Here is a 21,974-nt window from a genome sequence, read left to right as displayed (position 1 = left end):
CCTGGGGTGGAAGGTCGGCGAGTGCTGAAGGTGTCCAGGTTCGTGCATCGCAAGGCGGAGGGGCGTCCTCGATGCGGGGTTCATCGTGGGCGTCCCTCCAACGCGGCGAGGTGCGTGCCTGGGCGCCTTCAGTGCCGCCGAATTTTCACCCCAGGGCACTAGGTCCTGGCATGTCGACGATCAGCGATGTTGCGGCGCGGGCCGGGGTGTCGACGGCGACCGTGTCGCGGGCGCTGAACGGGAAGGCGACCGTCGACCCGGAGCTGGCCGCCCGGGTCCGGCAGGCGGCGGCCGAGCTCGGCTACCAGCCCAACGGCCCGGCCCGGAACCTGCGCCGCCAGGAAGCGGCCGTGGTCGCGCTGATCATCTCCGACGTGGAGAACCCGTTCTTCACCGCGATCGCCCGCGGTGTCGAGGACGTCGCCCACGAGGTCGGCTACTCGGTCGTGCTGTGCAACTCCGACGAGAGCGCCGAGAAGGAGAACCGCTACATCGACATCGCGATCCAGGAGCGGGTCGCCGGCGTCATCCTCTCCCCCAGCGGCCCCGCGGCAGGCGTGGCCAAACTGGCAGCCCGCGGTACGGCGTACGTGGCGGTGGACCGTCCGCTGCCGGATCACGACAGTGACGTGGTGCTCGTCGACACCCGCCTCGCGGCCGCCCAGGCGACCGCGCACTTGATTGCCCAAGGCTACGAGCGGATCGGGTGCGTGACCGGTCCCGCCGGGGTCCGGACCGCCGACGACCGGCTGGCCGGTTACCGCGACGCGCTGAAGGCGGCCCGGCGCCGCACGACCACCCGTCTGGTCCGGCGCTCGGAGTACAAGTCAGCCGGCGCCCACCGCGCGGCCGTCGACCTACTGACGCAGCCCGAACCGCCGGACGCCCTGCTGGTCGCCAACAACGCCATGGTCGTCGGCGTCCTGCAGGCCCTCAACGAGCTGGGCCGGCGCCCCGGCCGCGACGTCGGCGTGGTCGCGTTCGACGACGCCCCCTGGGCCGAGCTCCTGGACCCACCGCTCACAGTCGTCGCCCAACCGGCGTACGAGATCGGCACCGAGGCAGCCCGCCTCCTCCTGGCCCGCATCGCCGACCACACCCGCCCGCCCACCGTCACCACCCTCGGCGCCCGCCTCATCGACCGAGCCAGCTCCCACCGCACCTAACCCTCCCCAAACCAGTTCGGGGAGCCCTGCACCCCCAAACCAGCACCCCAAACCACCCCAAACCGATTCGGGGAGCCCCACACCCCCAAACCAGCACCCCAAACCACCCCAAAGCGGTTTGGGGAGCCCTGCACCCCCAAACCAGCACCGCAAACCACCCCAAAGCGGTTTGGGGAGCCCTGCACCCCAAATCAGGTCGCAAGACCACCCCAAAGCGGTTTGGGGAAAGATTGACGCGGGGCGGTCAGCCGGTGGGGTTTTCTTCGGCGTAGATCTTGGCGGCGTTGTCCTTGTCGATCAGGCGGGTGGGGAGGATCTGGGACTTGTCGATGGTCCCGCAGTCGACCAGGAGCTTCTTGGCGGCGGCGATGGCTTCCTTGCCGTTGGTTGGGTAGGTGAAGGTGGCGCTGAGGCGGCCCTGCTCGACGGCCTTGATGCCGCCGGACGGGATCGGCAGCGCGTCGATGCCGATGAACTTCATCTCCTTCTCCCGGCCGACCGACTTCGCGGCCAGGTACGCGCCCTCGGCCATCGGGTCGTTGTGCGCGTAGACCACGTCGATCTTCGGGTTCGCCTTGAGCAGCGCGTCCATCTGCGCCTGCCCCTTCTCGCGCAGCCAGTCGCCGCTGCCGGACGCGATGACCTTGATCTTCGCGTTGGCCTTGATCCCGGCCGCGAACCCGTCGTGCCGCTCGGTCTGCGGGGTGGCGCCGGCCAGCCCCTTCAGCTCCACGACGTTCCCGCCGTTCGGCAGCAGCTTCTCGGCGACGTACTTGCCGGCCTCGGTGCCGATCTGCACGTTGTCGCCACCGATGAAGCCGGTGTACGCGTCACCGTCGACCTTGCGGTCCAGCACCAGCACCGGGATGCCCTTGTCGAAGGCCTTCTTCACGACGGCGGTCAGCGGGGTCGCCTCGTTCGGGCTGATGATCAGCAGGTCGATCTGCTGGGTGATGTAGTTCTCGACGTCCGCGACCTGCTTGGCGTTGTCCTGGGCCGCATCGGCGAACTTCACGTCGAACTGCGGCACGTCCTTGGCCGCGGCCTTGATGTCGTCGTCCATCCGCTGCCGGTACGGCTCGGCCACGTTCGCCTGGCTCATCCCGATCACATACTTGCCGTCGGCCCCCTTACAGGACTTCGACGAACCGGCCGACGGGCTGTCCGACGTCCGGTCGCTGGTGGTGCCACAACCCGCGAGCACCAGAGCGGCGACCGCCGTGGCGGCCAGCGGAATCTTCACAGAACGCATGGGACAACCTTCCTCACGAAGCGGGCCGGAGTCGTTGCAGCGCGGCGGCGGCAACGATCACGAGACCCTTGATCAACAGCTGGATGTTCGAGTCGATGTTGTTCAGGGCCAGGACGTTGTTCAGTACGCCGAGCAGCAGCGCACCCGCGACCGTCCCGGCGACCGAGCCCCGGCCACCGGCCAGGCTGGTGCCGCCGATCACCACAGCGGCGATCGCGTCCAGCTCGTACCCGATGCCGTCGTTCGGGCTGCCCTGGTTGAGCTGGACCGCGTGCACGATGCCGGCCAGCGAGGCCAGCAGGCCGCAGATCGCGAAGACCGCGATCTTGACCCGGACCACCGGTACGCCGGACAACCGGGCGGCCTTCTCGTTGCCACCAACGGCGTACAGGTGTCTGGAGAACGCGCTGACCCGCAGGAAGACCACGGCCGCGATCGCGACCACCGCGAAGATCAGCACCGGGATCGGGACCAGTCCCCCGAAGGTCCGCTCACCGAGCAGCGCGAACGACGCCGGTGCCTCGTGCGGACCATCGCCGTACGCGATCGCGACGCCCTGACCACCGGACCAGATCCGGGCCAGACCGCGCGCTATCTGCAGACCGGCCAGCGTGACGATGAAGGACTGGATGCCGATCATCGCGGTCGCGACGCCCTGGAGCGCTCCGAAGATCAGGCCGATCACGAGAACCAGCAGGACCGACGGCAGGAACCCCCAGTCGTTCTCGACCATCAGTACGGCGGAGCCGACCGCCGCGAGCCCGAGGACCGCGCCGACCGAGAGGTCGATCCCGCCGATCAGGATCACGAACGTCATACCGACCGCGATGATCCCGATCTCGGAGACCGCCCGGACCACGTTGGCCAGATTGTCCGCGCTGACGAACAGGATCGCGCCGTTCTTGCGGGGCGAGAAGATGATCGCCGCGACGAACACCGCCAGCAGCCCGAACACACTCTGGAATCGGAAGAGCGTCGCGACCACGGACGCCTTCCCGACCGGCGTCCCCGGTACCGCCTTGTCCTGTACGCCGCTCACTTACGCTCCTCCAACTTCGTCGAACACCGCGCCCTGTCCCATCGCCGCAGCGAGCAAATCGCCTTCGCCCGAGTCCGCCGTACTGAACGACGCCACGTCCCGCCCATCACGCAGTACGACGACGCGGTCGCAGACGCCGATGAGCTCGGGGAGCTCGGACGACGCGAGCAGTACGCCGAGGCCCTGGCCCGCGAGTTCGCCGAGCAGCCGGTAGATCTCGGCCTTGGCGCCGACGTCGACACCGCGGGTCGGTTCGTCGAGCAGCAGCAGTTTCGGTTCGGTGAGCAGCATCCGGCCGAAGACGACCTTCTGCTGATTACCGCCGGACAGCGTCCCGACCTCGTCCTGCAGCCGGCCGAACTTGAGCCGCAGCCGATCGGCCATCTTCATCGACGCCGCCCGCTCCATCCGGCGCGCGATCACGCCGAGCCGCCCGTACGCCGGGAGGCTCGACAGCACGGTGTTCGCCAGGATCGAGTGGAACAGCACGAGGCCCGACGCCCGCCGGTCTTCCGGGACGAGGCCGATGCCGTGGGCAAGCGCCTGCCGCGGACTACGGGGGCGAATCTCCTTACCCTGCAGGAGAATTCGGCCGGACCGCGTTCCGGTGGGAGCGACGCCGTACAGGGTCTCGAGGAGTTCGGTCCGGCCGGCGCCGAGGAGGCCGGCCAGGCCGACGATCTCGCCGGCGCGGACGGTCAGCGAGATGCCGTCCGGATCGCGGCGGCCCGGTCGCGGGCGTCGTGCGGTCAGTTTGAGGTCGTCGACCCGGAGCAGCTCGTCGCCGGTCTCGGCGTCCGGGGTGGTGAACATCGTCTGCACCGGACGACCGACCATCGCCTCGACGACCTCCGCCGTACTGAGGGTGCGCGGGTCGAAGCTGGTGACGATCTCGCCGTTGCGCAGGACGGTCGCGCGGTCCGCGACCTGGGCGATCTCCTCCATCCGGTGCGAGATGTAGACGATGCCGACACCGGCGCGGCGGAGTTCGCGGATGACGTCGAAGAGGCGCTCGACCTCGGTGGTGGTGAGCGCCGAGGTCGGCTCGTCCATGATCAGCACCCGGGCGTCCAGCGAGATCGCCTTCGCGATCGTGACCAGCTGCTGCTCACCGACCCGCAGCTCGCCGACCGGGCGGCGCGGGTCGATCCGGACGCCGCTGCGCTCGAGCAGGGCGCGGGCCTCGCGGTCCATCCGGCGGCGGTCGACGGTTCGCAGTGGGGTGCGCAGTTCGCGGCCGAGGAAGATGTTGTCGGCGACCGAGAGCCCGGGTACGAGGTCGAGCTCCTGGTGGATCATCGCGATCCCGGCCGCCTGCGCGTCGGTCGGGCCGCCGAACGACATCTCGGTGCCGTCGATCTCGATCCGCCCGTCGAAGTCGGTTACGTCGCCGGACAGGATCTTCATCAGCGTCGACTTCCCGGCGCCGTTCTCCCCGAGCAGCGCGTGCACCTCTCCCGCGCCGAGGGTGAAATCCACTTCCCGGCACGCCTGCACGCCGCCGTACCGCTTCCCGATCCGCAGCATCCGGACCAGAGCCGATGGCCCGCTCATGACACCTCCGCCGTCCGGTCAGTAATCGATTTCCCGGACGCTATGCCGCTGCCTCGCAGCCCGTCAACCCCTCACCGACCGGCACGCCCGAACCGTGACCCAGCTTCGCCGGATCGGGTGTGCCGGGGCACCCTTTCGACGTCGGTGGAAAGGGTGCATCGGTCTCGGCGGAAAGGTGCGGACCGCTGGCACTCACCAACTGCCTCAGCGACCTCTGACCAAGCCGGTGCTGAGCGTGAACTCGCCCGGCCTCCGAGAGTTGGTGAGTGGGGGCGGTCCGCCCTACTCCGCCAGCCACTCCCGGACGGAGTCGTTGTGCTCGCCGAGACGCGGCGGGGCGATGTTCTTCTCGCGGGCGCCCGCGTACGGCTGGTTGTCGAAGCGGAGGGCCGGGCCGGGAAGCTGGATCGTGCCGAGCGTCGGGTGGTCGACGTCGATCAGCAGTCCCTGCGAGAGCGTCTGCTCCCACTCGTAGACCTGCTGGATGTCACGCACCTTGCCGGCCGGAATCCCGTGCTCGGCCAGCGTTTCCAGCCACGTGTCGGCCGGCGACCGCACGAAGGCCGACTCGATCACGCCGATCAGCTCATCGCGGTTCCCGACCCGATCCGCGTTGGTCGCGAACCGCGGGTCCGCCGGATCCAGCCCGACGATCGGTGCGAACGTCCGCCACTGCCCTTCGCTCCCGACTGCCACCTGCACGCTGTCGTCCGCCGTCCGGAACATCCCGTACGGCGCGATCTGCGCATGGTGATTGCCGATCCGCCCGGGCACCTGCTTGGCGACCGTCCATTTCGTCCCGTGGAACGCATGCACCCCGACCATCGCGGCCAGCAGGCTCGTCCGAACCACGCGGCCCTTCCCCGTCACCGAGCGCTCGTGCAACGCGGCCAGCGCGCCATAAGCGCCGTACATGCCGGCCAGTAGGTCCGCGATCGGGACGCCGACCTTCGTCGGTTCGTCCGCACCGGTGACGCTCATCAGACCGCCCTCGCCCTGCGCGATCTGGTCGTACCCGGCCCGGCCGCCCTCCGGCCCGTCGTGCCCGAAGCCGGTGATCGACAGCACGATCAGCCCCGGGTTCAGCTCGTGCAACCGCTCGACCGAGAACCCGAGCCGATCCAGCACGCCCGGCCGGAAGTTCTCCAGCAGGATGTCGGCCTTCTGCACCAGCTTGGTCAGGAACTCCTTGCCCTCGGCCGACTTCAGGTCCGCGGTCACCGACTCCTTGTTCCGGTTCGCGGACAGGAAGTACGTCGACTCGCCCTCGACGAACGGCGGCCCCCAGCCGCGGCTGTCGTCCCCGCCGACCGGCGTCTCGACCTTGATCACCCGGGCCCCCAGGTCCCCGAGCATCATGCCCGCATGCGGCCCGGCCAACGCCCGGGTCAGATCCACCACGACGACGTCCGACAGCAGCTGCATACCGAAGACCCTAAAGCCCCCGCCACCCCCATGGCCCGAAATGAGACTGACCCCTCAGCCCCTAACGTCCGAAGGAACCGCACACGCGGTCTCCGGATCGTCGGACGTTACGACCGCGCCCCCTTAACGTCCGAAGGAACCGCACACGCGGTCTCCGGATCGTCGGACGTTGCGACCGCGCCCCCTTAACGTCCGAAGGAACCGCACACGCGGTCTCCGGATCGTCGGACGTTACGACCGCGCCCCCTTAACGTCCGACGGAACCGCACACGCGGTCTCCGGATCTTCGGACGTTACGACCGCGCCCCCTTAACGTCCGAAGGAACCGCACACGTGGTCTCCGGATCTTCGGACGTTAGGGGCGGTTGGGTCAGGGGAAGAGTTTGCGGGCCAGGGAGGCTAGGCGGTGGGTTACGTCGCGGGGGCGTTCCTGGGGGAGCATGTGGCCGGCGCCGGGGTACATCCAGACTCGGGCGCTCGGGATCTCGGCGGCGATCCGGTTCGCGTGCCTCGGCGGCAGCAGGCGGTCGCGCGTACCGTGCATGACCTCGACCGGAATCTGGTCGAGCACCTTCAGCGCGTGGGCCCGGTCGTGCTGCAGGATCGCCTCGAAGAAGCCGCTGTACGACGGCCCCGGCAGCAGCGCGAGTCCCTGCTGGAAAATGGCGATCTCGGCCGGGTCGACCTTTTTACCGAACACGACCTGCCGAAGTGCCGGCCGCTGAAGCAGCGCGGCAACGTTGGCCCGGGCCGCACGAGCAGCACGCGCACCACCCGCAGCTCGCCCAGCAGCTTCTGCCGCCTCGGTCACCGCAGCGGCCAGACGCTCGGCCCGACGGTCCACCCGCGAACCGACCACCTGCGCGACACGCGGCGCGAACCGCACGGCCGCCGGCTCGAACCGGACCGGGATCCCGAAAGCACCCCGGGCCGCCTGCCCGGACGACGTACTGACCAACGCCGCAGCCTTGATCCGCGAACCGAACAGCTCCGGCCGCTTGTCCGCCAGCTCCATCAGCGTCATGCCACCCATCGAGTGCCCGGCATACACGACCGGTCCGTCGCCGACGACCTCATCCAGCACCGTGACCAGATCAGCCGCCAACTGCTCGATCCGCAGCGACCCCGGCGGCGCGGCATCCGACCGGCCATGACCGCGGTGGTCATACGTCACCACCCGTACGGCGGTTGACCCGAGAATGCGCGGCAGCCCGTCGACCTGGTTGTGCCAGGCGCGGGTCGAACACGTCCACCCGTGCACCAACAGCACCGTGACCGGCGCGTCGGCCGGTCCGGTGATCTCGACGTTCAGATGAATCCCGTCGGTGGTGGTGACCCCCGACTGTTGCCGGTCCGCCTGGATCGTCACGCAGTCTCCCGTTCTCGGTCGCCGGCGGCCAGGTGCGCCGCGCGCAGCCGCCCGCCGCGGGCGCCGCGCCCGACCAGCCAGGCGATACCGGCGAGCTCCAGTAGGCCGACCACACCCAGCAGGGCGTAGCCGCCGTTCCACATCCATCGTGGCACGTCGGTGCGCTCTTCGCGACGCAACGTCAACTGTTCGTTGACGAAGGCAACGGTCTGACCGTCGGACACCTGGATCGCGGGCTTCTCGATCGCCGCGTCCTCGGGCGCGTAGACCCACATCGCAGTCAGGTCGCGCTGTCCGGTGTGCAGCCGGATCATCGACTTCCACTTGCCGTACATCGGCAGTGCGTCCTCGGACCGGTAGGTGCCATCGGCAATCTTCTTCATCGGGTGCAGCACCCGGCCGCCACCCTGCCAGGCAAGCGCCTCGAACCAGCGCGCATCCTCGGCCGCGGTCGCCGGGCTGAGCTTGACCGTGACGTACGCGGTCGGCTCGGCCCCCGTGGCGACCCGCTCCAGCGACACTGTCCCGGTCACGCCCGGCTCGGCCGACCGCGGCACGCAGAAGAAGATCGTCGCGACGACCGCCACCAACCCGATCGCGCCGAACTGATGGCTCCGCCGAATGACCTCCGGCCGGGTGTTCCGTACGTCGGTCGCCCGCTTCTCGCCCGCGACTTCGGCGTACCGGGTGGCTAGCCAGGCGCCGATCAGACCGGCACCGGCCCCGACCACGACGCCGTACCCGAGGGCCGACGGGAGGATCGACGACGGCCAGGCGATCGGCATCCAGACCTGACTCCACGCGTACTCGGCGGTCACGCCGACGGTCCCGATCAGGGCGCCGGCGACCAGACCGAGGCGGAAGCGATTCTTGTTGCCGAGGGCAAGTGCCACGGCCTCGACCAGGATCGCCTCGACGATCAGCAGCGGGAAGTGCCCGAGGATCTCGCCGAGCGGCTGGTTGACCGCCCACGCGATGCCGCCGCGGATGATCAGGTAGATCGCGAGCGCGCCGAAGGTGATGCCGGGACCGCGGCGGGCGCGCAGGATCGTGAAGCCCATCGCCGCGCCGAAGGCGATCAGCAGCGGGTGCAGGATCAGCGGGAACTGCGGTACGCCGTAGTTGAACTCGGTGCTGAACAGGTCCCAGGCGATCAGCAGCGCGCCGACGGAAGCGACCTCCTGGAAGAGGCGGCGCTTGTTCATCCCCATCAGCTGCTCGACCTCGGCGACCGCGAGCAGGCGGGCGAAGATCGAGAAGACCACGCCGCCGATCATCAGCAGGTGGGTCGGGCCCCAGAGCGTGACATCCTCGCCGAAGAGCCGGTGCCAGGTGTCGTCGAGGGGGAAGCCGACCAGCGCGAAGGTGCCGCAGACCAGGATCAGCGCCGCGCTGCACGGGATCCGCCAGCTCTTGGTGAGCTTGATCGTGCGGGCCGGCAGCGGCTTCCCGGCGAGTGCGATCGGCAGCACGCCGGTCACGATCACGCCGAGGATGCCGAAGAAGATCGGGTAGTGCGCGGGTGTCCCGAACGGGCCGGTGTCGCGGCCCTTGTCGATGTGCACCGCGATGTCCCACCAGACGCCGAAGGCGCAGGCGAGCAGCGAGACGACATGGATGTACGGCGACAGCGCGGCCCATCGGGGGACTCCGTCCAGCCTCCCGATGGTGTCCGCGAGCCTGCCGACGAGCGTGACGCGCCCGGTCCGTTCCCGCCAGAGGAAGACGGCCATCGCGACGTACAGCAGTCCCACCACGCCGGTCACGATCGCGATCTGATCGAACGTCGCCGTACCGGTGGTGGCCAAGGGGATCGCCATTCGTCGCTCCTTCGGGACAATAAGTATGCGCCATGGCAGATGTTACATATCCTATGTAACGTGCGATCTGGAAGACTGTCAAGGGTGGAAGCAGACGAGGAGCTCACCGTCGACCAGTTGGCCGCCAAGGTCGGCATGACGGTGCGTAATGTGCGGGCCTACGCCGGGCGTGGATTGATCCCGCCGCCGCGGCTGGCCGGCCGCACGGGCTACTACGGTGCCGACCATGTGGCGCGCCTCACCCTGGTCCGCGAACTGCTCGACAAGGGCTACACGCTGGCCGCCGTCGAGCGGATGCTGAGCGACCTGCCCGACGGCGCGATGGCGCTCGGCGTCTTCGAGACCCTGGTGAACCCCTGGACCCCGACCGAGCCCGAGGTCATCACCGAACAGCAGCTCGCCGACCGCGCCGGCATCCCGCACGACGCCGCCACGATCGACAAGCTGATCGAGCTCGGCATCGCCGAGCGCGAGGAGGGCGACCGCCTCCGGATCCCGAACCCGGACCTGCTCCGCACCGGCCTCGAGGTGATCAAACTCGGCGTCCCCCTGGACGCCATCTTCGTGATGCTCCCCAAGCTCTTCCAGCACGCCGACGCAGTCGCCAAGGTGTACGTCGAACTCTTCCGCAGCACCGTCTGGCGCCAGTTCGCCGACGCCGGCCTGCCCCCCGACGGCTGGCCCGAGATCCAACGCACCCTCGAAGGCATCATCCCCCTCGCCGGCCAGGCCCTCGTCGCTGCCTTCCGCGAAGCCATGGGCCGCGAAATAGAACTGGTCGCCTACGAAGAACTAGGCGTCCCCCCAAAGGAACTCCCCTCCACCGGCTGAGCGCTCAGAAGACCGATTTCAGGTCTGTCTGGCTGAAGTCGTTGCCCTTGAAAAGCAACGGCTCGCCAGACTCCTGGGCAAGCGCATAGGCGAAGCAGTCTCCGAAGTTCAGTCCGGCGGGGTGACCGCTGCCTTTGCCGAAGTCCCGGTAGGCCTCGCGCGCGATGCGCGCCTGCGCCTCGGTCACCGGCTCGATCTGAATCTCGGCAGCGCCGACCAGCTCGTCGAACCGGCGACTCACCACCGGATTCCGCTGGCTGTCGATCACTACAGCCGCCTCCAAGAAGGTCGCCGCCGACATGCGCCGCGACGTCGCAGTCTCGATCGCCTCGGCGAACTCGGCCGCATCCGGCTCGGCGCGCAGGATCGCGATCAGCGCGGAGGTATCAATGATCACTTGGGCAACCCGTTCTCGTCGTACAGCAGATCGCCGTGCTCGACGGCCAGCGCCTCATCCGACATCCGGTGCGCCGCGTCGGCGCCGATTGCCAGCAGCCTGTCGGCAAGTCCGGCGCCTCGCAGGCGACGGACCCTGGCCAACCGCTCCCGTACAGCAGTGTCAACGGCCGCCGTCTGAGACTCACCAGTCAGGCGCGCCAGCTCGCGGACGATCTCGTGGGTGTTCTCGTTCTTGATGTTCAGGCTCACATTGCGACCTTTCTACCCTGTATACTCTACCAGTCTACCTAGACTATCAAAAGCAAGCCCCGGAGCCTGGTGGGCTGCCCGGGGCTTGGGGTTATGGTCAGTCGCCGTTGTAGAGGCTGTAGGTGGTGCGGGCCAGGACGGTGCCGAGGAACTTGGCGTTCTTCGGGGAGCCGGCGACGGTGATCTCGTTGGTGGCCTGGTCGTAGCCGTAGGTGCCGAGGTAGCGGGTGGCGACCCAGCGGGTGGTCTTGCCGCTCTTGTAGGTGTAGACGATGGTGCTCGCGGTGAGCGGGCCCATGCCGGTGTTCGACTTCAGGGTCTTCGTCGCCATGCTGACGATGTGCAGGCCCTTGGTGCCCTTGAGCGCCTTCTGCTTGAGCTTCATCTGTACGGCGGTGGTGTGGTCACCGCCACCGATGGTGTTGTTGAACTTGACGAACTGGTTGCCCTGGCCAAGGAACTTGAAGTCGTACGGCGTCGGCTGGACGAGGCGCCAGGTGCTCGGCACCTCCGCACTCGCCAGACAGCCCGTCGAGCTGTAACAGTCGAAGTAGCGGGTCTTGAACTTCACCGCCGACGACGCCGCCTGCTGGGTAGAAGTCGTTGCCGCGTTGCTCTGCAGGGCCGAGCCCCCGAGCAACATCCCGCCGGCCGCGATCGTTGCCGCGACACCACTGATGATCTTTCGCATTGGTCCACTCCCCCGAGTTGTTGGTTCCGTACTTATTGATGCCGTCGGGGAGACAGACGGCTGCACCACATCCGCGGTTGGCTCACCTCCGCGGGTCGGCACCTTCGGGCAATCAGCCGGCCAAGGCACGGTCGCCTTGGGCAACCATCGCGGCGATTCGGTCCAACGCCTGCTGCGATGCCGCGTCGACGGCCCGGTAGACGATCAGCCGCTGCGCGGTATCACCGAGCGGCGTCAATACGTCGTACTCGACCGTGAGCCGGCCGACATCGGGGTGATTGAGGTGTTTGCGGCCGGTGCTCTTCACCTTGACGTCACGCCGTTCCCACAGCGTGGCGAACTCGCGGCTCTCGGCGCACAGCATCCGCACCAGCTCGGCCAGCTCCTCGTCGTCGCTGTGTGCCGCCCACGCCGCGCGCAGGTCCGCGATGCCCTCGCGGATCACCCGCTCCCGGTCGGTGTAGTACTTGAAGAAGGCCGGCTCGAGCGTGCACAGGATCATCGCGTTGCGCCGCTCCGGCGGGACGTCGGCGAAGTTCAGCATCAGCAGCTCGAGCTCCGGGTTCCACGCGCGGACGTCGAAGCGGTGGTTGATCAGCATCGCCGGCAGCGGCGACACCGCCTGGACCAGCGCCGCCAGCGAACTCGAGTCGGGCTGCGACTGACGCCGTACCGGGGTCCACTGCCGGGTCAGATCGAACACATAGGCATGCTCGTCATCGGTCAACCGCAAAGCCCGCGCCAGCGCTTCGAGCACCTCGCCCGACGGCCGCAGCCCGCGACCCTGCTCCAGCCGGATCACGTAGTCCACGCTCACCCCGGCGAGCTCCGCGACCTCCTCGCGCCGCAATCCCGGCGTACGACGCGCGCGGCCCGGCCGGCTCAGCCCCACCTCGGCAGGCGCGAGCCGCTCCCGGCAGCCGCGGAGGAAGACGGCCAGTTCCTGAGCCACGTCAACGGTCATGCCGACAACCATACGAAGGTAGGCCCATCTTTTCGGAGACTAGGAAGGCCAGTCCCAGGATGAACCTTCCCTTACACCTAGTGACGGTCGAGACGAAGGTGGTGACACCACACGGAAAGAAGGACTTCAGTGAGCACCACACTTGACACCTACCGGCTGCTCGGCCGGTCCGGTCTGCGCGTCTCGCCGCTGTCGCTGGGCACGATGACGTTCGGCGAGGACTGGGGCTGGGGCACCGACAAGGCCGAGGCGCAGCGGATCCTGGACACGTACGCCGACCGCGGCGGCAACTTCGTCGACACCGCGAGCATGTACACCAACGGCACCTCCGAGCAGCTGCTCGGCCAGCTCACGCAGGACCGCCGGGACCAGTTCGTGCTCGCCACCAAGTACACGATGATCACCAACCCGACCGACCCGAACGCCGGCGGCAACCACCGCAAGAGCATGGTCCGCTCGGTCGAGCGCAGCCTGCGCAATCTGCAGACCGACTACATCGACCTGCTCTACCTGCACGCGTGGGACTTCACCACGCCGGTCGAGGAGATCCTGCGCGCGATGGACGACCTGGTCCGCCAGGGCAAGGTCCTGTACGTCGGCATCTCGGACGCGCCGGCGTGGCAGGTATCGCGGATGCAGGCGATCGCCGACCTGCGCGGCTGGAGCCCGCTCGTCGCCCTGCAGGTCGAGTACAGCCTGGTCGAGCGGACCGTCGAGCGCGACCTGATCCCGATGGCTCGCGAGCTAGGGCTCGGCGTCCTCCCGTGGTCCCCGCTCGCCAGTGGCGTGCTGACCGGAAAGTACACGCGGGCCGACCTCGACCATGACGGCGGTACGGCGGGCGCGGCGGGCACGCGGAAGAACGTGGCCGCGTCGGGTAACGCACTGACCGAACGCGCGCTGGATATCGCCGACGTGGTCAAGGTGGTTGCCGAGCGCAACGGCTGGACGCCGGCGCAGGTGGCGCTCGCGTGGACGCTGCAGAACCCCGGAGTCACCTCACCGATCATCGGCGCCCGCACCCTGAATCAGTTCGAGCAGAACCTGACCGCGCTCGACGTGGAGTTCAGCGCGCAGGACCTGGCCGAGCTGGAAGCGGTCAGCGCGATCGAGCTCGGTTTCCCGCACGAGATGCTGAGCCGGCCGATGACGCAGAGCGTTACCCGGGCCGGCTTGAAGATCGAGTCTGCTCCGGTTCCTCGCTGACAGCCGGCGGGAGGTCGCCGAGGTCGGCATCCCAGTCGTCCTCGGCGTCCCCCGAGGCCTCGTTCCGCCGCGCGATCCGAACGAAGGCGATGATCAGCAGGATCGGCCCGAGCACCATCGCGGTCTCGGGCACCCCGCCCATGTGCAGCGGAATCATGAGGCCGTCACCAACGCGATCCCGCCGGCGGTGAAGGCGACCATCGCGGCCAGCATCGGGTACTGCGCCTGCCGCAGTTGCCGCCGACGGAACAGACTTGCCGCGCGATCGTGCGCGGACACCACCCCGAGTACGTGTCCGAGCACGATCGCACCGATCTGTACGCCGGCGATCACCCCGGTACCCAGGAACGCGTAGTCGATCCGCATTCCGCTGGTGCCGAGCAGGTCCCACCCACGGCCGAACGGATCGGTCGCGAGCAGCACGCCTTCCTGACCTTGGAACATCGCGAACGAGAAGTAGTGCGCGACCGCATACCCGATCGCGATCGGAACCAGCGAGTGCACGAAGGCACCCGGCAGCCCGGCTTCCCCGACCGCGCCCGGCCGGACATCCGCCGTACCGGTGGTCCGGGCGGCGAAGACGAACAGCGCGGTCACGATCCCGACCGCCACCACCAGCCCGGCGGTGTAGACCAGCAGGTGCTGGCCATGGCTCAGCTCGCCGGTCCGGCTGGTCCAGGCCGACCAGCGCGAGATCCCGTCGAACGCCGTCGACCCGAGCAGCAGGCAGAGCAGCGCGACGATCCCCCGCCGCCGCGGCATCGTGGCCAACCCGGCGAGCGGGTTGCGGATCACCAGCCGCCCGTCGTCGCCCCGGCCGAGCGGACTCAACCGCGCCAGGACCTCGGCGTACACCTCGAAGGAGTCGCCGATGGCGAACCAGGCCGGGCCGTAGATGATGCCGGCGGCAACATTCACCACCGTGTAGACCGTGACGAAGGCAGCGACCACGATCGGTTCGGACGCGTCCGGGTAGACGAGCTCCAGCCACAGGAATCCGGCCAGCCCTGCGACCGCCGGCCAATACGCGATCCCGTCCGGAAGACGCCGGTACGACGTACGCCGTACCAGGCTCGCGATCGCGCCTGAGAGCGTGCGCAGCGGGTTGGCGAGCCGCCAGATCGGACCGAAGACCAGGGACAGCGGGATGATGCCGACCCAGATCCACACGTAGAGCCAGGTCGGCGCCGGATTCTCCGCGGGAGAGTCACTGCCGAACCAGGCAGCGCCGATCAGCAGGGCGAGAGCGACCAGCCCGGCCAGTTTGAGCAGGCCACGCACGAGCTTGCCATCGACCAGACGGGTGAGCGCGGCGAGCGCCGTACCGCCGGTCTGCTCGAAGCGCGGGCGGGACCAGAACGCCGCGAGCGCGAAGAACGAGACGGCCACCGCGGCGCCGGCCGAGTAGATCGCCAGCCAGAGCGGGACCGGCAGGTCTCCGCGACCGCCGATGCCGTGCATCGGTACCAGCAGCTCCAGCACGGCGGCGCCCTCCGATCAGCTATCTGACTGATCGAATGTAACACGCACGATGTCACATAGCGAGGGTCTGGTAATCGTCCGCGTCGAAGTGCCGGGTGAGCTGCCGGAACCGGAAGGTGAAGGTCGGCCAGAGCGTGGTGTTGCGGCCCTGGGCGTCGAGGTACCAGCTCATGCAGCCGCCACGGGTCCAGATGGTGTTCTTCATCGAGGACCGGACGCCGTCGACGAACGCGTGCTGGACCTCCGGGCGGACCTCGACCTCGCGCAGGCCCTGCGCGTCGATCGTCTTCAGCGCGTCCAGGATGTAGGCGATCTGGGACTCGATCATGAAGACCATCGAGCTGTGGCCGAGGCCGGTGTTCGGGCCGATCAGCAGGAAGAAGTTCGGGAAGCCGGCGACCGCCGTACCGAGGTGGGCTTCCATACCGTCCGACCAGGCCTCGCGCAGGGACAGACCGTCGCGGCCGTGCACCATGTCCATCACCGGGAGGTCGGTGACGCGGAAGCCGGTGCCGTAGATGATCGTGTCGACCTCGTGCTTCACGCCCTGGTCGGTGACGATGCCGGTCGGGGTGACCTCGGCGATCCCGTCGGTGACGACGTCGACATTCGGACGGGCGAGGGCCGGGTAGTACTCGTCGGAGAGCAGCACTCGCTTGCAGCCCAAGGTGAAATCGGGCGTCAGCTTCGCGCGGAGCTTCGGGTCGCGGATCTGGTGCTCGAGGTGCTTCTCGGCGACCTTCTGCGCCTGCTTCATGATCGCGGGCAGCTTGGCGAAACCGAGCACCATCGACTCACGCGCCCAGTAGATCGCGGTCCGAGCCGCCTTCTGCACAAGGGGAAAGCGACGGAAGACCGCCTTCTCCGTCGCGGTGATCCTGCGGTCCGGCCGCGGCATCACCCACGGCGGCGTCCGCTGGAAGAGGTGCAGCTCCTCGACCTCCGGCTGGATCGCCGGCACGAACTGGATCGACGAGGCGCCGGTCCCGATGACGGCGACCTTGCGGCCGGCGAGGTCGAGATCGTGGTTCCAGCGGGCGGAGTGGAAGACCTCGCCCTCGAAGTCCTCGATCCCGGGGAGCTTCGGATCCGCCGGCTCGGCGAGCGGGCCCATCCCGGAGAGCATGAACTGGGCGACGAACTCACCCTGGTCGGTGCGGATCCGCCACTGGCCGTCCTCCCAGTTCGCCGACTCGACCGTGTGACCGAACCTGATGTGGCGGCGGACGTCGTACCGATCGGTGACGTCGCGGAGGTATTGCTCGATCTCGGGCTGCGGGGAGAAGGTCGACGACCACTCCGGATTCGGCGCGAACGAGAACGAGTAGAGATGGGACGGTACGTCGCAGCGGCAGCCCGGGTAGGTGTTGTCGCGCCAGGTGCCACCGACGTCGTTCGCCCGCTCCAGTACGACGAAGTCGTCGTACCCGGCCTGCTTGAGGCGGACCGCCATCCCGATCCCGGCGAACCCGGTACCGATGACCACGATCCGATGCTTGTTCTCCATGCGCCGGCCTCCTCGAGAGCGAACTTACTCCCAGTAAGTTACTCGGAGTCAGTTAAGCTACGCAAGTGACGTCGACCACTGCGCAGCCGACCCCGAAACGCCGGCGCGACCGCGCCGCCCGGGAACGCGAGATCCTCGCCGCCGCCGAGCGGATCTTCGGCGAACGCGGCTACCAGGGCACCTCGATGGACGATGTCGCCGCCGCGGTCGGAGTCTCGAAGCCGCTGATCTACCAGTACTACGGCTCCAAGGACGGTCTCTTCCTCGCCTGCCTGGCCCGCCTGCGCGCACAGCTCCTCGAAACCGTTTCGGACGCCGTGCTGGCGGCCACCGATGTCGAGGACGCCCTGTACGCCGGCTTCGTCGCGTGGTTCCAGTTCCTCGACGACCACCCACAGGCGTGGTCGGTGCTGATCGACGAAGGCATGCTCGCCACCACCCCCACCGCAGGCCCGATGGCCGCCGCCACGGACGAGGTCCGGGCCGCCTTCATCGAGCTCATCTCGGCGATGGTCCGGCTCAATCTCCCGCCGACCCGTGAGGTCGATCCCGACGAGATCGAAATCCTCGCCCAATCGATCTCCGGCGCCACCGAACGGCTGGCCATCTGGCGTACCCGGATTACCGATCCGCCGACGCCGCAAAAGGTCGCCCAAACCCTCAAAGACCTGCTCTGGCAAGGTCTGAAAACCCTCAGTACGACCTGACCCGGCAAACGCTGTCCGGGGCCGTCGGCATCCCGGTACCGCTTTCCCAGCGGGGTTTTCCGGGAGTACCGAGAATGCGCATTCTCGGTTGCCGTGACGTCTTGACGCGACTCAGTTGACGCAGGAAACTAACGGCACTTCGGTCAGATCTTTTCTTATCTTCACCTTCGCAACAACGCCCCCAGAAGGTGCCGGTCGACCGTGCGCTGGCTGCTGCCTGGGGGTCCCCTCCGAAAGGAAACCGCCCCCATGAAGTTTTCCCGAAGTCGAATTGCGATTGCCGCACTCGCCTTGGTCACCGGCACCGCCGGACTGATCGGAACCACCGCCTCCACGCCGAAGGCCGAGGCCGCCCCGGCCGCCGCCAACGCCACCAACGCCGCGGCGGCACTGCCCGCCGGGTTCAAGAGCGTCGGGTACATGCCGTCCTGGTCCGGCAGCGTGACGGCGATCCAGTACAGCAAGCTCACCCACATCAACTACGCGTTCGCGCTGCCGAACTCCAACGGGACGCTGCAGGCGATCGAGAACACCTCGAAGCTGTCGCAGCTGGTCAGCCTCGGGCACCAGAACGGCGTCAAGGTGTCGCTGGCCATCGGCGGCTGGAACGACGGCAACGACTCCGCGTTCGAGGCGCTGGCGGGCAACTCAGGTGCCCGCACGACCTTTGTGAACAGCGTGATGGGTGTCATCAACCAGTACGGCCTGGACGGCGTCGACATCGACTGGGAGTACCCGGACCCGGGCACCTCCGGCAACAACTACACCGCGCTGATGCAGCAGCTGAGCAACACGTTGCACGCCAACGGCAAGCTGCTCACCGCGGCCGTCGTCTCCGAGGGTGGCACGGCGAACGGCGTACAGCCCGCTGTCTTCGGGTACGTCGACTGGCTGAACATCATGGCCTACGACGGCGGCAGCCCGCACGCCAACTACGACTGGTCGATCGCCTCGGCGAACTTCTGGAAGAACCGCGGCCTGCCGAAGGCCAAGACCGTTCTGGGCGTCCCGTTCTACAGCCGCCCGGGCTACCTGACCTACGCGCAGATCGTCGCGCAGAACCCCGCCAACGCCCAGGTCGACTGCATCAACAGCGGCGGACAGCAGTGCTACAACGGCATTCCGACCATCAAGCGCAAGACGCAGTGGGCGGTCGCGAACGCCGGCGGCATCATGAACTGGGAGCTGTCCCAGGACGTCACCGGCAGCCTGTCGCTGGTGAGCGCGATCTTCGACGCGGCCGGTGGCACCACCACCCCGCCGACCGGTACGACCGGTCAGATCAAGGGCATCGCCGGCAAGTGCGTCTCGGTTGCCGGGAACAACAGTGCCAACAGCACCGCCGTACAGCTGGGGACCTGTGGCAACAACACCGGCCAGACCTGGACGGTCAGCACCGACGGCACGATCCGTTCGCTCGGCAAGTGCCTGGACGTGGCCGCAGCCGGAACCGCCAACGGCACCGTCACCCAGCTCTACGACTGCAACGGCACCGGGGCCCAGTCCTGGGCGGCCCAGAGCAACGGCAACCTCCGCAACCCTTCGTCCGGACGCTGCCTGGACGCCACCGGTCAGAGCTCGGCCGACGGCACCCGGCTGCAGATCTGGGACTGCGCGGGAAGCGCCAACCAGCTCTGGACCCTGCCTGCATAACTCGGTCAGGGTAAGCGGGTCAGCCGCCCCTCCGGCGTGATCTTGACGCTGACCCGCTGGGCGCCGACGACGAGATCCAGTACGACGTCGGCGCCGTCCGGCCGAATGGTGTAGCTGACCTGCTCGGCCGTCTTGCCCGGCACGATCGCGGAGAGGATCCGCGCGTTCCGCCCGCTGTGCGTGAACTTGACGACCGGCGCGGGGAACACCGTGAAGATGTCCTTGAAGTACCAGCCCTGCGGCGGGTTCTGGCTCCCCTGCTCCACTGTCGTCGTCCCCGACTCCCCGTCGATCGGGATGTGCAACAGGTGGGTCCGGAACGGGTCGCCCGGCTTGGCGGCAACGGCCGTGGTCGGCGATTGCACCGAGACCTGCTGCCCCGGAGGCAAGTGCCACAACGTCTCGTACCGCTGCTCGCTCCCCGACCGACCGCGATCCAGCGTGATCATCAGGTCGGGATCCTTGAGCACCAGCACGTCTCGCGTCCGGTCGACACCCTCGGCGGGCTCGTCGGACAGCTCGAAGGAGTCGGAGTCCGCCGTACTGTCCGACCTGTCCAGCCGGGCGGCCGACTTCTTCGCCTGGGCGGTCGGAACGGTCATCGCGTTGTGCGCGTTCGGCCCCTTGGCCCACTCCTGCCGTGGCTCCGCCTGATGACCGCCGTACCCGGGGTCGATCAGGATGTCGTGGCCCTTCCAGTTGTAGGTGACCGCCGTGTGATCGTCGTGACCGTGCGCTCGGCGCGCGACACCGAAACGGATCGAGTACGTCGATTCCTCGGCGAACGGCCGCTGCTCACCCCAGCCGGTGCGCCCGAAGACGTAGCCTGCCTTGAAGATCGCCAGCCGCTGCTGGGGTTTCGGCCCCTTCTTGCCCTGCGTCGCGACGTACTCCATCGGGGTGCCCGCGACGTTGGACAGCTTCTCCGAGCCGGTGTTGCCGATCTGGTGCAGGTACCCGGTCGCGGTGGTGGCGTAGGCCATCCACTCCCCGAGGGCCTTCCGGCGGGTCTCGATGGTCGGCCCGGGGTCGACACCGCAGTCCCGCAAGCGATCCGAGGCGCGTCCCCACAGCCGGTAGTTGAAGTCGGCGTACCCGACCGCCTGCTCGTTGTTCGTTCCCTGGTCGTCGATCGCGGTCTTCACCGCTTTGTTCAACCGCTGCGCGGCGAGCCGCATGAAGTCGGTGCGGCCGTACGTGCAGCCCACCCCGAGCAACGCGATGCTCTGGTCGGTCCCGTGATTGTGCGCACCGCTCCAGTTGTCGCTCAGGTAGCGGGCATGCGTCAGCAGCGCCTCGTCGAGCCACTTGTACTGCGCCGGTAGCTCCTGAGCCTTCAGCTGCTTCAGCAGCGCCTGCCGCACACAGATGAGCACATTCGTCCGATGCATCGTCGACTCGGACGCACTCGTGTTGGCCTTCCAGGAGAACGGGTTGTCCCGCACCCAGTCCTGCACGATCGCCAGCACCCGCTCGGTCGCCTTGGCATCGCCGGTCTCCATCGCCTTGACGCCGTTCCCCAGCCAGCGCAGCGAATACAGCCACAACTGCCAGCTGATGTTCTGATACGGATCGGCGTCCCACTTGATGTCACCGGCACCGTTCCCCACCTGGTACGGCGCGGTGTTGCCCCAGGCGAACGTGTCCTTCATCAGCGCGGTCAGCGGCACCTTCGACTCGATCCGGCTGTACCCCTGACACGGGTATCCGACCGGCGGTGTCGCCGCGATCACGATGGAGTCGTCCCCCTCGCCCGCCGAGGTTCCCGCCAACACTCGTGGCACCAGGACCGCCGCCCCGCACACCACCACGAGGGCCACGCCCACCCCCACGCTCTTCACGCCAACGCCCACAACCAGTGCCTCCGAATCCGCTGCTCTCCAGCCGAACGGATTCGCCGCGCTTCACCGTTGCACGAGGCTCCTAACTGGAGCGCACCACTCCGGAACCGCTAGTCACCGTCCTCCAAACAGAACTCGTTGCCCTCAGGATCAGCCAGCACAACCCAACTCCCCGGCAGAACTCCCCGCCGGTCGTCGACCACGCGCGCCCCCAGCGACACCAGCCGAGCAACCTCCATCTCCTGCGACCCACCCTCCGGCAACAGATCAAGATGCAGCCGGTTCTTGCTCCCCTTGCTCTCCGGCACCTCCACAAACACCAGATGCAACCCCTCCTCGAGCCCCACCCACCACAACGGATTCCCCGGCATCTCCACCTTCGTCCGAGGCCACCCGGTCACCGCACTCCAGAACCCCGACACCACCTCGGAGTCCAAACAGTCGAACGTCACATTCAAAACCAAAGACCGACTCACCCAACCTCCTCATACACGACCTGGCGACCCAGAACACCTTGCCAGCTGTCCCAGCTCCCCAGCACACCCGACTACCTACCCAGGCAAATCCGTCACACATGGCACCACCCCACCCGCAGCCCCAGACGACGGGAACCTCCGTCACCCACCGCGCCTTCCCCGACCCCCTCCACGCCAAAAACCACAAGCAACGGGAATCTCGGTCGCCAACCGCCCTTCCCCAACCTCGCCATAGCCCGCCAACCGCAGGCAACGTGCCACCTCGATCACCATCCCCACCACCCACCCCAGGCAAAGCCCGGCCCAGCCACCCATCTCTCAGCAACCGGCCGCAGCGGCGACG

At 68.1% G+C, this 21,974-nt stretch carries 20 protein-coding genes; 5 read left to right on the top strand and 15 right to left on the bottom strand.

Annotated elements, in window-relative coordinates; all coding sequences use genetic code 11:
• Positions 1-170 precede the first annotated feature (170 nt).
• Positions 171-1,166, top strand: coding sequence for a LacI family DNA-binding transcriptional regulator (locus OG474_RS27240; protein ID WP_405056420.1), 996 nt, complete (start codon positions 171-173; stop codon positions 1,164-1,166).
• Between the two features lie 244 nt (positions 1,167-1,410).
• On the opposite strand, the gene OG474_RS27235 is transcribed toward OG474_RS27240, so the two are convergent.
• From OG474_RS27235 to OG474_RS27210, 6 genes are all read right to left on the bottom strand, one after another.
• Positions 1,411-2,418: a substrate-binding domain-containing protein gene (locus OG474_RS27235; protein ID WP_405056419.1), complete on the bottom strand. Its 1,008-nt coding sequence runs from the start codon at positions 2,416-2,418 to the stop codon at positions 1,411-1,413.
• Between the two features lie 13 nt (positions 2,419-2,431).
• Positions 2,432-3,457 carry an ABC transporter permease gene (locus OG474_RS27230; RefSeq protein WP_405056418.1) on the bottom strand — a complete coding sequence of 342 codons (1,026 nt, stop codon included), beginning with the start codon at positions 3,455-3,457 and terminating at the stop codon, positions 2,432-2,434.
• Positions 3,458-5,011 carry a sugar ABC transporter ATP-binding protein gene (locus OG474_RS27225; RefSeq protein WP_405056417.1) on the bottom strand — a complete coding sequence of 518 codons (1,554 nt, stop codon included), beginning with the start codon at positions 5,009-5,011 and terminating at the stop codon, positions 3,458-3,460. It lies immediately after the preceding gene.
• Positions 5,012-5,293: 282 nt separating this feature from the next.
• Positions 5,294-6,436, bottom strand: a complete 1,143-nt coding sequence (locus OG474_RS27220; RefSeq protein WP_405056416.1) for a CaiB/BaiF CoA transferase family protein — start codon at positions 6,434-6,436, stop codon at positions 5,294-5,296.
• Between the two features lie 370 nt (positions 6,437-6,806).
• Positions 6,807-7,805, bottom strand: coding sequence for an alpha/beta fold hydrolase (locus OG474_RS27215; protein WP_405056415.1), 999 nt, complete (start codon positions 7,803-7,805; stop codon positions 6,807-6,809).
• The gene (locus tag OG474_RS27210; RefSeq protein ID WP_405056414.1) at positions 7,802-9,625 is read right to left on the bottom strand and encodes a hypothetical protein; all 1,824 of its coding nucleotides are present in this window, start codon (positions 9,623-9,625) and stop codon (positions 7,802-7,804) included. The genes OG474_RS27215 and OG474_RS27210 overlap by 4 nt, the downstream gene beginning before the upstream one ends.
• Before the next feature lie 84 nt (positions 9,626-9,709).
• Here OG474_RS27210 and OG474_RS27205 point away from each other — a divergent pair, with 84 nt between their 5' ends.
• On the top strand, positions 9,710-10,456 hold the full coding sequence (locus OG474_RS27205) for a MerR family transcriptional regulator (protein ID WP_405056413.1): 747 nt from the start codon (positions 9,710-9,712) through the stop codon (positions 10,454-10,456).
• A 4-nt stretch (positions 10,457-10,460) separates the two neighbouring features.
• On the opposite strand, the gene OG474_RS27200 is transcribed toward OG474_RS27205, so the two are convergent.
• From OG474_RS27200 to OG474_RS27185, 4 genes are all read right to left on the bottom strand, one after another.
• Positions 10,461-10,853 carry a type II toxin-antitoxin system VapC family toxin gene (locus tag OG474_RS27200; RefSeq protein ID WP_405056412.1) on the bottom strand — a complete coding sequence of 131 codons (393 nt, stop codon included), beginning with the start codon at positions 10,851-10,853 and terminating at the stop codon, positions 10,461-10,463.
• Complete coding sequence (locus OG474_RS27195; protein WP_405056411.1) at positions 10,850-11,104, bottom strand: type II toxin-antitoxin system VapB family antitoxin; 255 nt, start codon at positions 11,102-11,104, stop codon at positions 10,850-10,852. The genes OG474_RS27200 and OG474_RS27195 overlap by 4 nt, the downstream gene beginning before the upstream one ends.
• Positions 11,105-11,201: 97 nt before the next feature.
• Positions 11,202-11,795: a hypothetical protein gene (locus tag OG474_RS27190; RefSeq protein WP_405056410.1), complete on the bottom strand. Its 594-nt coding sequence runs from the start codon at positions 11,793-11,795 to the stop codon at positions 11,202-11,204.
• A 112-nt stretch (positions 11,796-11,907) separates the two neighbouring features.
• Positions 11,908-12,759 (bottom strand): helix-turn-helix domain-containing protein, encoded by an 852-nt coding sequence (locus OG474_RS27185; RefSeq protein WP_405056409.1) that lies wholly within the window; start codon positions 12,757-12,759, stop codon positions 11,908-11,910.
• Positions 12,760-12,888: 129 nt separating this feature from the next.
• On the opposite strand from OG474_RS27185, the gene OG474_RS27180 reads away from it, so the two are divergent.
• Positions 12,889-13,965 carry an aldo/keto reductase gene (locus OG474_RS27180; protein WP_405056408.1) on the top strand — a complete coding sequence of 359 codons (1,077 nt, stop codon included), beginning with the start codon at positions 12,889-12,891 and terminating at the stop codon, positions 13,963-13,965.
• On the opposite strand, the gene OG474_RS27175 is transcribed toward OG474_RS27180, so the two are convergent.
• Genes OG474_RS27175 through OG474_RS27165 form a run of 3 tightly spaced genes read right to left on the bottom strand, consistent with a single transcriptional unit; the run spans position 13,919 to position 16,954 of the window.
• On the bottom strand, positions 13,919-14,122 hold the full coding sequence (locus OG474_RS27175; protein WP_405056407.1) for a hypothetical protein: 204 nt from the start codon (positions 14,120-14,122) through the stop codon (positions 13,919-13,921). The genes OG474_RS27180 and OG474_RS27175 overlap by 47 nt on opposite strands.
• A complete protein-coding gene (locus tag OG474_RS27170; protein WP_405056406.1) occupies positions 14,119-15,447 on the bottom strand; it encodes a hypothetical protein in 1,329 nt (442 codons plus the stop codon). The genes OG474_RS27175 and OG474_RS27170 overlap by 4 nt, the downstream gene beginning before the upstream one ends.
• A gap of 52 nt (positions 15,448-15,499) precedes the next feature.
• Complete coding sequence (locus tag OG474_RS27165; RefSeq protein WP_405056405.1) at positions 15,500-16,954, bottom strand: flavin-containing monooxygenase; 1,455 nt, start codon at positions 16,952-16,954, stop codon at positions 15,500-15,502.
• A 65-nt stretch (positions 16,955-17,019) separates the two neighbouring features.
• Between OG474_RS27165 and OG474_RS27160 the strand changes: the two genes are divergently transcribed.
• Positions 17,020-17,661: a TetR/AcrR family transcriptional regulator gene (locus tag OG474_RS27160; protein ID WP_405056404.1), complete on the top strand. Its 642-nt coding sequence runs from the start codon at positions 17,020-17,022 to the stop codon at positions 17,659-17,661.
• Between the two features lie 249 nt (positions 17,662-17,910).
• Positions 17,911-19,314 carry a glycosyl hydrolase family 18 protein gene (locus OG474_RS27155; RefSeq protein ID WP_405056403.1) on the top strand — a complete coding sequence of 468 codons (1,404 nt, stop codon included), beginning with the start codon at positions 17,911-17,913 and terminating at the stop codon, positions 19,312-19,314.
• Between the two features lie 5 nt (positions 19,315-19,319).
• Here OG474_RS27155 and OG474_RS27150 read toward each other — a convergent pair whose 3' ends face one another.
• Together OG474_RS27150 and OG474_RS27145 are read right to left on the bottom strand one after the other, a co-directional pair.
• Positions 19,320-21,089, bottom strand: a complete 1,770-nt coding sequence (locus OG474_RS27150) for a heparinase II/III family protein (protein ID WP_405056402.1) — start codon at positions 21,087-21,089, stop codon at positions 19,320-19,322.
• Positions 21,090-21,265: 176 nt separating this feature from the next.
• The gene (locus OG474_RS27145) at positions 21,266-21,631 is read right to left on the bottom strand and encodes a VOC family protein (RefSeq protein WP_405056401.1); all 366 of its coding nucleotides are present in this window, start codon (positions 21,629-21,631) and stop codon (positions 21,266-21,268) included.
• Positions 21,632-21,974: the final 343 nt, after the last annotated feature.

The sequence above is a fragment of the Kribbella sp. NBC_01505 genome (genome assembly GCF_045040285.1).
In the GTDB taxonomy this organism is placed as follows: Bacteria; Actinomycetota; Actinomycetes; order Propionibacteriales; family Kribbellaceae; genus Kribbella.
The sequence above is the reverse complement of the archived record's forward strand: the minus strand, read 5'-3'. Positions and strand labels throughout refer to the sequence as shown.

What these genes read in the sequence shown, in the direction of transcription:
- OG474_RS27240 (WP_405056420.1), top strand. Translation starts at nt 171, where the DNA reads ATGTCGACGATCAGCGATGTTGCGGCGCGGGCCGGGGTGTCGACGGCG.
- OG474_RS27235 (WP_405056419.1), bottom strand. Translation starts at nt 2,418, where the DNA reads ATGCGTTCTGTGAAGATTCCGCTGGCCGCCACGGCGGTCGCCGCTCTG.
- OG474_RS27225 (WP_405056417.1), bottom strand. Translation starts at nt 5,011, where the DNA reads ATGAGCGGGCCATCGGCTCTGGTCCGGATGCTGCGGATCGGGAAGCGG.
- OG474_RS27220 (WP_405056416.1), bottom strand. Translation starts at nt 6,436, where the DNA reads ATGCAGCTGCTGTCGGACGTCGTCGTGGTGGATCTGACCCGGGCGTTG.
- OG474_RS27210 (WP_405056414.1), bottom strand. Translation starts at nt 9,625, where the DNA reads ATGGCGATCCCCTTGGCCACCACCGGTACGGCGACGTTCGATCAGATC.
- OG474_RS27190 (WP_405056410.1), bottom strand. Translation starts at nt 11,795, where the DNA reads ATGCGAAAGATCATCAGTGGTGTCGCGGCAACGATCGCGGCCGGCGGG.
- OG474_RS27185 (WP_405056409.1), bottom strand. Translation starts at nt 12,759, where the DNA reads ATGACCGTTGACGTGGCTCAGGAACTGGCCGTCTTCCTCCGCGGCTGC.
- OG474_RS27175 (WP_405056407.1), bottom strand. Translation starts at nt 14,122, where the DNA reads ATGATTCCGCTGCACATGGGCGGGGTGCCCGAGACCGCGATGGTGCTC.
- OG474_RS27165 (WP_405056405.1), bottom strand. Translation starts at nt 16,954, where the DNA reads ATGGAGAACAAGCATCGGATCGTGGTCATCGGTACCGGGTTCGCCGGG.
- OG474_RS27155 (WP_405056403.1), top strand. Translation starts at nt 17,911, where the DNA reads ATGAAGTTTTCCCGAAGTCGAATTGCGATTGCCGCACTCGCCTTGGTC.